Raw genomic sequence first — 11,760 nt, forward strand, 5'->3', positions numbered from 1 at the left:
AATTGTTGACTATGTTAATAAACCTAGGAATCTATAGAAGATACTGAATAATATAGCTCTACTTTTTTCTTGAATAATTTATTTTAATTAGTTTTTTACTCCTATGTAATTTTTAATTATATAAAAAATAATTGTAAAGATACTTAGGTTATAATAATAAAAATATCCCATCAGTTATACACTTCTTTCTGCCTCATTAATGACCATACTTAAAATAATTATTAGTATGTATTGTTTTTAACGATAATAATCTTAGATTCAAAAAATCTTGATGTACTTAGAACATATTAAATTTGCAAAAAAGTAGTTCAAGAACATGTTTTCAATGTTGAATCCTTAAATAAGGGCACGGTACTACATGGCTCTCCATACATAATAGAATGTACTATAGGCTGTAATTTTTGAATTAACAATAAGTAAGCATTTTCGGGAATGGCTTGCTCATTACATCCTTTGATAATAACTCGAGCATTTCGATATTTTTGCAAATCCATTTTTTGGATAAATTCTTGATAAAGAATAGTTTCTAGAATATTTAGAGATCCCCTAACAACTCTAAATGCATAAGGTTGAAGATATGTTGTTAGTAGCATGTAAACCCAAGCCGGAACAATTGCATTTGAAGAACAATCGAGTGCAATGAAAGCATTACTATACTTAGACCATCTATGTATTTTAAGCTGTGCTCTAAAGTCTTTTTCGCATAACATAAGTTCTTTATAAAGCCATGGTTTTATGTCTAGTAGTATACGTGGCCCTTTAGGACGCAATGTTTCTAGATCAATACTAATGAGAGTACTCTTAGATACCTTATTAATAATTTTTTCCATGTCTTATGAAACTTAATTTTCTTATACTTGTAAAACTATAAAATATTATATAATCATTAGTAAATCCTAATAATAGGCTTTATAGAGTAGACCTACATATATTAAATGGAAGATCCATAATGCATATTCTTTAGTTGTTGAGATAAATTCTTTAATGTTATAAAATAACATGATGTTTAAAATAATTTAATTTATACTCTATGTTAGAGATGAATATAGAAGATAATAAGCGCTTTTAAATTAAAAAAAATAGATTTATCATAAATACTTGTAATATCGAATTTACAACATATAAAATTCTTATTTTACTAGGATATGTTCTCTTAGAGATGTTCTTTAATATAGTATCTCCCTTTTAGGAAAATATTTATAAGAGAACATAAACTTTTAATAAAAAGGAGAACATTTGCTCTTTTACCTTGGAAAAAGTCTAAAACAATAAATTATATAAATATTTACATATTTATGATTTATACATTTTTATTCTTATGACTATATATAAGTGGGATTATTTATTCCCCGAAAGGGATAAACTATCACAAAGCTTTATATAGATAAAAACTTATTTTGTACTATGCAAAGAAGGCAATGTTATATATTTTCTATGCTGTATATAGAATAACTTATGTTAGATTTTTTTTTTAAAAAAAATACTATAAGTCTCTTTAGATTAAGGAATAATCTTTTTTTTCACTCTTTTAATCTAATTATAAAATAAAGGTTAAACTTTTTTATTAGTAGTCATAATCTAATAGGCATCTCCCCGTTAGGAATAAAAATCTACTGGTAGAAATATAAAAAACATCATCGTAAAAAGTCTTAAAAGTTATTAATTAATGGCTAAATTTCTATTTGTTGAACGTTTACACGTGCTTGACGAAGAAAATCGATCCCCTTTATATCTTTATAAAGGGTATGATATACTACTCTCTCAATACCAGATTGATGAATAAGTTTACTACATTCACAACAGGGCGAAGAGGTAATATATAAAGTAGCTTTTTTGCAAGAATTTGTAGAAGCAGCTACTTTTAGTATAGCGTTGGCTTCAGCATGTAAAACATACCATTTAGTAAAACCCTTCTTGTCTTCACATATATTTTCAAATCCAACAGGTGTCCCATTATATCCATCAGATATGATCATTTGATCTTTAACAATAATAGCACCTACTTTTTTTCGCTTGCAATAAGATAATTTTCCCCATTCAAAAGCCATTTTCATATACGCAATGTCATATTTATTTATAATATTCATTTATAATAATGAAAAGTCTTGATCGGATATTAGTAATATAGCTAATTATAAAAAATTTTGATAGTTATAAGATCTGTTTAATAACTTATTATAAATTTCCTTTTTAACAATTATATATAACATATAATCTTGTTAATAAAACATGAAGTTACTAAAAACATATCAATCTTATAATTTTATATTAAATCTTTATTATTTTTTAGAATTCTAAATACTGTAATTTAGTAAAAACCTTTTTCCCCTATGAGATTCATTAGAAATTTCTGTATTATAGCTCATATAGATCATGGTAAAAGTACTTTAGCAGATAGATTACTTGAACGCACTAAAACCATAAGTGAGAGAGAAAAGAAAGATCAATTACTCGACAATATGGACCTTGAACGCGAAAGAGGTATTACTATAAAGAGTCATGCAGTACAGATGAATTATAGACAGGGCGAAATTTCTTATGTGTTTAATCTTATTGATACACCTGGGCATGTGGATTTTTCTTATGAAGTTTCTCGTTCAATCGCTGCTTGTGAAGGAGCTTTACTTGTAATTGATGCATCTCAGGGTATACAGGCTCAAACATTATCAAATCTTTATTTAGCCTTAGAAAACGGGTTAGTAATTATACCTATTTTAAACAAAATTGATCTACCGGTAGCTAGGCCTGAAGAAGTAATAGACGAGATAGTTAATCTTATTGGCTGTTCCTCAAATGAGGTGATTCGAGCTAGTGCTAAAGAAGGTATAGGTATTGATGAAATACTTATGGCTGTTATAGATAAAATACCCCATCCTAAAGGTGATCATTTAGCTCCTTTGCAAGCTCTTATTTTTGACTCGGTATACAACCCATTTAGAGGGGCACAAGCGTATTTTCGAGTTATGAACGGAGAGATTTATAAAGGGCAGAAAATAAAATTTATGGCTACCAATCGAATATATCACGTTGATGAAATTGGAACGCTTAAGCTTAAACAAATTCCTAAAGAAAAAATAAGCACTGGAGATGTAGGTTATCTTATTCCAAGTATAAAAGATGCTTTGGAGATTAAAGTAGGCGATACTCTTACAGGAGCGCTTAACCCGGCTAACATCGCTATAGAAGGCTTTAAAGAAGTAAAACCTATGGTTTTTGCTGGAATATATCCAGTGAATACTCAAGATTACGAAGAGCTTCGTAATTGTATTGAAAAACTAAGTTTAAATGATTCTTCTATTACTTTTATACCAGAATCTTCTGTTGCCTTAGGCCTTGGATTTAGATGCGGTTTTTTAGGGATGTTACATATGGAGATTATTCAAGAACGTCTAGAACGAGAATACCATATGAGGGTAATTACTACGATGCCAAATGTTTCCTATAAAGCTTTTTTAAAGAAATCTCCACTTGAGTATTTTTGGGTAAAAAATCCCTCAGATATGCCTGATACTAAAAAACTCTCTAAATTAGAGGAACCTTATATCAAAGCCTCTATTATTACAATATCTGAATACGTAGGGGCAGTAATATCTTTATGTATTGAAAAAAGGGGTATTATGAAGAATCAATTTTATATAACCCCTAAACGGGTAGAGTTGATTTTTGAAATGCCTTTAGCCGAAGTGGTTTTCAATTTTTACGATAAGTTGAAGACTATTTCTAAGGGATATGCCTCTTTTGACTACAGCCCTATAGATTATCGTCCCTCAGATTTAGCACGAGTAGAAATTATAATCAATGCACAGTCCATAGATGCGCTCTCAGCTTTAGTACATCGAAGTAATGCCTTTTATATAGGCAAAAAAATATGTGAAAAATTAAAAGATCTCATCCCCAGACAGCAATTTGAAATCCCTTTACAAGCAGCTATAGGAAACAAAATTATTACTCGAGAAACTATTAAAGCACTTCGAAAAGATGTAACAGCTAAATGTTATGGAGGAGATATATCCAGAAAAAGAAAACTCTTGGAAAAACAAAAACAAGGGAAAAAAAAAATGCGGCAAATAGGCAAAATAGAAATACCACAATCAGCCTTTATGACAGTCCTTAAACTAGAGGATTAATCTGTATAGATATAAATTCAAGCAAATTTTGTTCTTATTATAGAATCCTTAAATTCATTGAAAAAAAATACGATACTAAAAATTATGCCCAGAGGGGCATAAGTAATATCCAGATTGTATTTACTGTTATCACTTATGCTTAATAATCATAAGTGATAAAACATTTTATTTATTTATCACCCTTTTTTATAAAATTTAGAAATTTATGTCTATATAACTTTTCGGTATTATTTTTTAATAATTTATAATTTATTATAATAAAATAAATTTTTAATACTTAAAAATATATATAAGAATATCATCTATTTAATTTAATTTCTTTTATATTGTAACCGCATTTGCTATCGATAGATCTAATCTTTTCATAAAAAATGTTTTTTTTCTCATTAAGAGAAATATAAAAAAATATCAAATTATGTTAAAACACAACCTTGGTTATCCTAGAATTGGTATCCATCGTGAATTAAAAAAAGCCATTGAATACTATTGGAAGGGGAAAATTGCCTCTGAGGATCTTTTTAAGATAGGGAAGAAATTGCGGAAAGAGCACTGGTTATATCAATCAAAATTAGAAGGGATACCTTGTAACGACTTTAGTTTTTATGACCACGTACTTGATATGTCTTTTTTGCTTGGAGCTATCCCCAAGAGATATTCTCCTTTGCTTTCTTTAGTGCCTTCTATTGATCTTTATTTTGCTATGGCACGTGGTTATCAAAAAGATGGTCTTGATATCATAGCTATGGAGATGACTAAATGGTTTGATACAAATTACCATTATATAGTTCCTGAATTTAATTCAGATCAAGATTTTAAGTTATACTCAACTAAGGTATTTGATGAATTTAAAGAAGCTAAAGAAGTTTTACGTAAAATTCCTAAACCCGTTCTTATTGGGCCAGTTTCCTATTTATTATTAGGAAAAGAAAAGGAGAAAGGGTTTGATCGTATAGATTTAATTGATCGCCTTTTGCCTATTTATTTAGAGATATTACAACGATTAAAAGAAAAAGGAGCTAATTGGGTACAACTAGATGAGCCTTTTTTAGTACTAGACCTTAGTGAAAAAGAAAAAAAAGCTTTTGAAAAAGTTTACAATCGCATAGCTAATGAACATCCCACTCTAAAAATTTTCTTAGCTACTTATTTTGGGGCTTTAGATGAAAATATTTCTCTAGCTTTAAAATTGCCAGTTACTGCGTTACATATAGACCTTATTAATTCTTTTTATCAATTTGATGAGTTATTAGATCGTTTTCCAAAAAATCGTATGCTTTCACTTGGAATAATTAATGGTAGAAATATATGGAGAAATGATTATGAACTGTCTTTAAAATATCTTCGGAAAGCCTCTAAAATATTAGGAGAAGAAAGATTAATAATAGCTCCGAGTTGTTCATTTTTACATGTTCCATTTGATTTGGAATTTGAAATTAATATTTGCCCTGAGATTAAAGATCGCATGGCATTTGCTTATCAAAAGCTTCAAGAAATTCAGGATCTACAATGTATTTTCAAAGGGAATCGTCTTTTACTTAAAGAGAATCAAAATATACATAAATATACTCATAACTCTAAGTTAATTCATGATTCAAAAGTTAAGATACGTCTAGCTTCTAATAAAGATGGCTTATCTCGAGAAAATGTATTTGAGTATAGGTACAAACTTCAACGCACTCGTTTTAATTTTCCACTGTTCCCTACTACTACAATAGGATCATTTCCACAAACATCTGAAGTTCGTCAATTAAGAGCAGATTTTAAAAAAGGCACTTTAGATAGAGATAATTATGAAAAAAAAATAAAAGATGCTATTATTCAAGTTATTAATATTCAAGAGGAAATTGGATTAGATCTATTAGTTCATGGAGAGTTTGAGCGCAACGATATGGTAGAGTATTTTGGAGATCAACTTAAGGGATTCCTTTCTACTACAAATGCCTGGGTTCAAAGTTATGGCAGCCGTTGTGTAAAACCTCCAATAATTTATGGTGATGTAAGTCGATCTAAACCTATGACAGTATACTGGACTAATTTTGCTCAAAAGCAAACTAAAAAACCTATGAAAGGAATGCTTACTGGACCGGTAACAATTTTACAATGGTCTTTTGTTCGAGATGATCAACCTCGATCAACAACAGCAAAACAAATTGCGTGGGCTATTCGTGATGAAGTTCTAGATCTTGAACATAATGGTATAGGAATTATTCAAATCGATGAGCCTGCTTTAAGAGAAGGGATGCCTTTAAAGAAAAAAAACAGGAAAGATTATTTCAAATGGGCTATTAATGCCTTTAAAATTGCTTCAAGTGGCGTAAGGGATGATACTCAGATTCATACACATATGTGCTATAGCGATTTCAATGAAATTTTAGAATATATTGCTTATATGGATGCTGATGTTATTACTATAGAAACTTCTCGATCACAAATGAAATTACTCGAAGCTTTTTCTAATTTTCAATATCCCAATGCAATGGGCCCAGGAATATACGATATTCATTCACCAAGAATTCCCAGTACGCAAGAAATAAAAGATTTGCTAGCACTAGCAACCCGATTTTTACCTGTTCCTAATCTTTGGGTTAATCCTGATTGTGGCCTTAAAACTAGAGAATGGTCTGAGGTTATTCCGGCACTTAAAAATATGGTTAGTGCAGCTAAACAAATACGCTTAGAATATTAGTCCGATTCTATAAGAAGGATACAATAATAATATTTTTTGGTCTATATTATATTATACTTTGTGAGTTCTTTAGCTTTTTTATGAACTCTCTTTAAGAATTGAGTGATTATTTAGTCTGGATTTTTAACCCTTATAATTTAACCCGATACTTTATAAAATATTACGGCTAATGGTGATAAATAAAATGAAGATTTATAACTAAAGACAAAATTATAATATATTATTAAAACATTTTTTTATATATAAATACACATATGATCTAAGGGCTAGCATATAATAGCTTCTTCTAAGATTAGAAATTGGTTATTTATTTTTATAATAGTTAAGTTTCTTAGAATTTATTTTTTCTTTTTAAGTATCTTAGATTCTTTTAGTGAATTCGGTTAGATAAAGTTGTTATTTTTTTTAAATTTAAGTATATTTTCTTTAATAAAAATACAATTGAAAAATTATTTGAAAATAAAAGGATTCCATTGTATAGGCCTTTAGTTTGGGTGGACGACCGGTTTCGAACCGGCGACCTTCAGAACCACAATCTAACGCTCTAACCAACTGAGCTACGTCCACCATAAATTACATACAAATATATAATTGTATAACTAATTTTTGAAATAATTAATTATTTTTTAGTGCATTTTTCCCCCTATCTTTAATTATATTGACAAGTGTCTCTAATAACCTTATTTTCCAGTATATACATAGGTAATTCTTGAGCGATAAAATCCTCAACTTTTTTTATTTCACTATCTAAATAAAGCAAGTGTATATTAGCGCCCGCATCTAGAGTAAAATATAGTGATACTTGGTGCTCTTCCCTAAAAATTTGAACTTTTTCAATAATTTTCAGTGTATCAGCTCTGATTAATATAAAAGAAGGTTTTGATGTCATCATCATAATATGTAAACTGAGAGCTTCATACTCTATGAGTTTTCCAAATGCTTCGACATCTCCACTTTTAAGTATAGAAATAATTTCCCGCATATTTTTATAAGCATTTATAAAACGTTGTTTTGCATAAGGATGTTGATTCATCAAATCATGACCAAGAGTACTAGATATTCTCTTTGGGAGAGAATCGACTAACAAAATAATATCATTAAATCGATGGAAAATATCATGTACTTCATAAGGGTAAGGAATGGCAAAATAATCATTACTGCCGGCAATATCTTTATGTTCGCCCCAGATTACTAAACCTGGATATATCGAGCGGCAAGCACTTCCAGATCCCAATCTTGATAGGAAAGATGCTCTTTTTAATGATAAGTCTTTCTCTATATTAGCTTTCATTCTTAATTCAAGTTGGCAAATACAAAGTGCTAAAGCACTCATAGATGAGGCTGATGATGCAATTCCGCTGCTATGTGGAAAGTTATTATATGTATTTAAGACAAAATCAAAGTTGAGGAGATAAGGACAATAGGGTAAAATACGTTTGAAAAAAGTGATAATTTTAGGTAAAAAATTAGGATGTTTTTTACGGGAAAGATTTATATCTATAGAAAATTTATCTGCTTTGTTCTTCCTAAGTTGACAGATCAACTCACTTAAGGTATGACTCTTTGTAAGAGTATAACTTATTGAAGGATTAGCAGGAATTTGAATACCTTTCTTTCCCCAATATTTAATCAATGCTATATTTGAGAAGCTTATAGCACTATATTTAACTTCTTGGTTAATATGAGATAAATCATAATTTTTTAAAATGAATGAACTTTCCTTAAAGCAGGACATTTATTGATTTTGTATACTCTTATTTGAGAGATAAGAACAAATATTAAACGAAATTTGATTAAACTGTTTTCAGTATATGAAACAATCTAAGTAAAAATATAAAGGTTTATAATTTTTATATTTTTTTAACCCCATAATATTGTTGATAGATAAATATTCTGTAATGATATTTTTAATCTACATTATCATGTAGAAAAGAATTATCAGGCGTAATTCTAGGCTGTCCATCTTCATCATCATCCATTATATAACGAGATTTACCCTCGTGATAGGTATCGTATAATTTGATACCTTGACGTTTATAAGCAGGTATATTCTGTTGATCTTCTTTATTGATAGAGTTTTTAAACTGATAGTTAAAAAAATCAAGTCGTTTTTTTCTCTGGCGGATCATTTCTTCAAATTTTTCAGAATACTTATTTCTAGGTTCAAGAATTTCTTTTATAAGCCTATTATCTTGATTTTTTGATGGTTTATCATAAATTTCTTTTTCTTCTACTAAATCATTATCAAATTCAAAAATTATTGATTTTTCTCCTTGTTGTTCTTTATAAATAGGATTCTCAGATTGAGATATATTATCTATGTTATCTAGATCTCTATATTTTTTCTGATAAAAGTGATTTCGAAAAATATTTTCAGTAGATAAATTATTCTTAGAAGTTTTAGAAAATAAATGTGGAGATGTGCCATCATATTTCCCATAAGGATGGGATTCTTTTTCATCATCACTTATATGATTTTTTTCTTTTCCATAAGTTTTTTTTTCAATGGTGTCTTCTGGATTAAGACTATGAAAAATTTTCTTTTCTTCATGTCTTATTACACGTTGTATTTCTGTTGGAAATCCTGTTGCAATTACTGTGACTGAGATATTATTTTCTAATTGTTCTTCCTCTCCTATACCCATTATTATATTTGCCATATTACCTGCTTCATCCTGAATATAATCGCTAATTATCCCTATCTCATCAATTGTAATTTCAATTTTACCAGAAATGATGAGCAATAAAACATTCTTTGCTCCAGTGATTTTATTATCATTTAATAATGGGGAATCTAAGGCTTTAGTCACAGATTCTTTTGCTCGATTTTCTCCTTCAGCACTCGAAGATCCCATAATAGCTGTACCACTATCTTTAAGTACAGTTCGTGCATCTCGCAAATCAATATTTTGTTTATAATGATGAGTGATTACCTCAGCAATGCCCTTTGCTGCTGTAGCAAGTACAGCATCAGCTTTAGCAAATCCTGCTTTAAAACCTAAATCTCCATATAGTTCCCTGAGTTTATCATTATTGATAACAATGAGAGAGTCTACATTCTTTCGTAGCTTTTCTATCCCCTTTTGAGCCTGTTCCAAACGCATTCTTCCTTCAAAATAAAAAGGCATAGTAACAATACCTACAGTAAGTATGCCCATTTCTTTGGAGGTTCCTGCGATGATAGGAGCTGCTCCAGTACCGGTTCCTCCTCCCATTCCGGCAGTGATAAAAGCCATTTTTGTATTAGTATCTAAAAGAATCTTAATGTCTTCTAAGCTTTCAAGTGCTGCTTTCTCACCCACCTCTGGATCCGCACCTGCTCCAAGCCCTTCGGTAACAGAAGCACCTAGCTGAATTCTTACCGGTACTGGATTATTATTTAGTGCTTGTGCATCTGTATTGCAGATTACAAAATCAACCCCGGTGATGCCTAATTGAAACATATGATTCACAGCATTGCTTCCTCCACCTCCAACTCCTATAACTTTAATAGAAGCCGATCTATTTTTAGGAAGTTCAAAATGAATATTTTCAGTGTGCATAATTTTTTTTTTTAAAAAAAAAAATAATAGTAAACAATTATTATTCAACGTCATTTAATATCTTACGGAACTTATCAGCCCAGTTTTCAAAAAAGGATTTGGATTTTTCCGCTGTTTTTCCCCTTGACATATTTTTATGTAAAATTTCCGTTATTTTTTTTTCATGATTTTTCCCATTGTTTTTTTTAGATTGGAGAAAAGGCTCTTTTAAAGAAGGAATTACTTTTTGAGTTTGTTCATTTTTTTTAAGACCTTCTATCACTAACCCTATAGCAGTTGTGTACTCAGGATTATTTATCTCAGAATCTACCTTATTCGATAATAGATATTCGTAAGCATAACCTATCCGTGTATCTATACCTGTAATATATTCAGCAAGTTGTCGAAGATGTTTTAATTTGGCCCCTCCTCCTGTAAGTACAATCCCACCCATAATACGTTTTTTTGGTTCTTCATGAAGATAGCTTTTAATCTCTATATAAACCTGTTCTAAAATTTCTTTTACCCGAGCACTAATAATTTGAGAAAGACGTTTTAATGAGATTTCTTTAGGTTCTCTTCCTATAAGATTAGGAATAGATACAATTTCTGTTTCTTTATTTTCTAATGGCCATGCTGAACCAAATTTAATTTTTAATAGTTCCGCTTGTCTTTCAATTATAGAACAGCCTTCTTGTATATCCTTAGTAATAATATTTCCTCCAAAAGGAATTATAGCAATATGTCTGATGATATTATCTTTAATAATAGCAATATTAGTAGTATCTCCTCCAATATCTATTAGAGCTACACCTGCTTCTTTTTCTTCGTAAGAAAGAACAGCTTCAGCCGAAGCTAAAGGTTCTAAAGTAATAGCAGATAAATCTAACCCAGCTGCTTTTACACATCGTATAATATTTCTAATAGAAAAGGTTTGTCCAATTACTATGTGAAAATTAGCCTCTAATCTCCGTCCATACATCCCTATCGGTTCTTTGACTTCCGTTTGATTATCAACTTTATACTCCTGTGGTAAAACATGTATAATTTCTTCTCCAGGTAGCATTATAAGTTTATGTACTTGTCCAATTAAATATTTTAAATCTTCTTGAGAAATTACTTCTTCAAAATCTTCTCGAGTAATATAATCACTATACTCTAAGCCTCTGATATGTTGTCCAGAAATACCGACAATAACCTGATATATCTGCATTCCCGAATTACATTCGGCTTCTTTTATTGCTTTATTAATAGAATCTATAGTTTGTGTAATATTATTTACCACACCTTTGTGTATACCTCTACTTTTTGCTCGGCCCATACCAAGAATTTCTATTTTCCCATATTCGTTTTTTCTGCCTAGTACAGCTACTATCTTTGTAGATCCTATATCTAACCCAACAGTTATTTTTCCCCCTTCCATATA

At 29.9% G+C, this 11,760-nt stretch carries 7 protein-coding genes and 1 tRNA gene; 2 read left to right on the forward strand and 6 right to left on the reverse strand.

The window, feature by feature from the left end; translation table 11 throughout:
* Positions 1-308 precede the first annotated feature (308 nt).
* Both ACUBP5_RS00230 and ACUBP5_RS00235 read right to left on the reverse strand, forming a co-directional pair.
* Positions 309-830 carry a DUF2480 family protein gene (locus tag ACUBP5_RS00230; RefSeq protein ID WP_482168312.1) on the reverse strand — a complete coding sequence of 174 codons (522 nt, stop codon included), beginning with the start codon at positions 828-830 and terminating at the stop codon, positions 309-311.
* A gap of 840 nt (positions 831-1,670) precedes the next feature.
* The gene (locus ACUBP5_RS00235) at positions 1,671-2,087 is read right to left on the reverse strand and encodes a deoxycytidylate deaminase (protein WP_482168313.1); all 417 of its coding nucleotides are present in this window, start codon (positions 2,085-2,087) and stop codon (positions 1,671-1,673) included.
* A 243-nt stretch (positions 2,088-2,330) separates the two neighbouring features.
* On the opposite strand from ACUBP5_RS00235, the gene lepA reads away from it, so the two are divergent.
* Together lepA and metE are read left to right on the forward strand one after the other, a co-directional pair.
* Entirely contained in the window at positions 2,331-4,127 is a 1,797-nt protein-coding gene (gene lepA, locus ACUBP5_RS00240; RefSeq protein WP_482168314.1) for a translation elongation factor 4, read from the forward strand.
* Positions 4,128-4,542: 415 nt separating this feature from the next.
* Positions 4,543-6,813, forward strand: a complete 2,271-nt coding sequence (gene metE / locus ACUBP5_RS00245; RefSeq protein WP_482168315.1) for a 5-methyltetrahydropteroyltriglutamate--homocysteine S-methyltransferase — start codon at positions 4,543-4,545, stop codon at positions 6,811-6,813.
* 493 nt (positions 6,814-7,306) lie between these two features.
* On the opposite strand, the gene ACUBP5_RS00250 is transcribed toward metE, so the two are convergent.
* The 4 genes from ACUBP5_RS00250 to ftsA form a co-directional block, all read right to left on the reverse strand.
* Positions 7,307-7,380, reverse strand: a tRNA-His gene (locus ACUBP5_RS00250).
* 82 nt (positions 7,381-7,462) lie between these two features.
* Positions 7,463-8,548: a diphosphomevalonate decarboxylase gene (locus ACUBP5_RS00255; RefSeq protein ID WP_482168316.1), complete on the reverse strand. Its 1,086-nt coding sequence runs from the start codon at positions 8,546-8,548 to the stop codon at positions 7,463-7,465.
* A gap of 172 nt (positions 8,549-8,720) precedes the next feature.
* Entirely contained in the window at positions 8,721-10,355 is a 1,635-nt protein-coding gene (ftsZ, locus tag ACUBP5_RS00260; protein ID WP_482168317.1) for a cell division protein FtsZ, read from the reverse strand.
* Positions 10,356-10,395: 40 nt separating this feature from the next.
* On the reverse strand, positions 10,396-11,757 hold the full coding sequence (ftsA, locus tag ACUBP5_RS00265) for a cell division protein FtsA (RefSeq protein WP_482168318.1): 1,362 nt from the start codon (positions 11,755-11,757) through the stop codon (positions 10,396-10,398).
* Positions 11,758-11,760 lie beyond the last annotated feature (3 nt).

The sequence above is a fragment of the Candidatus Insignibacter tubulum genome, assembly GCF_056790205.1.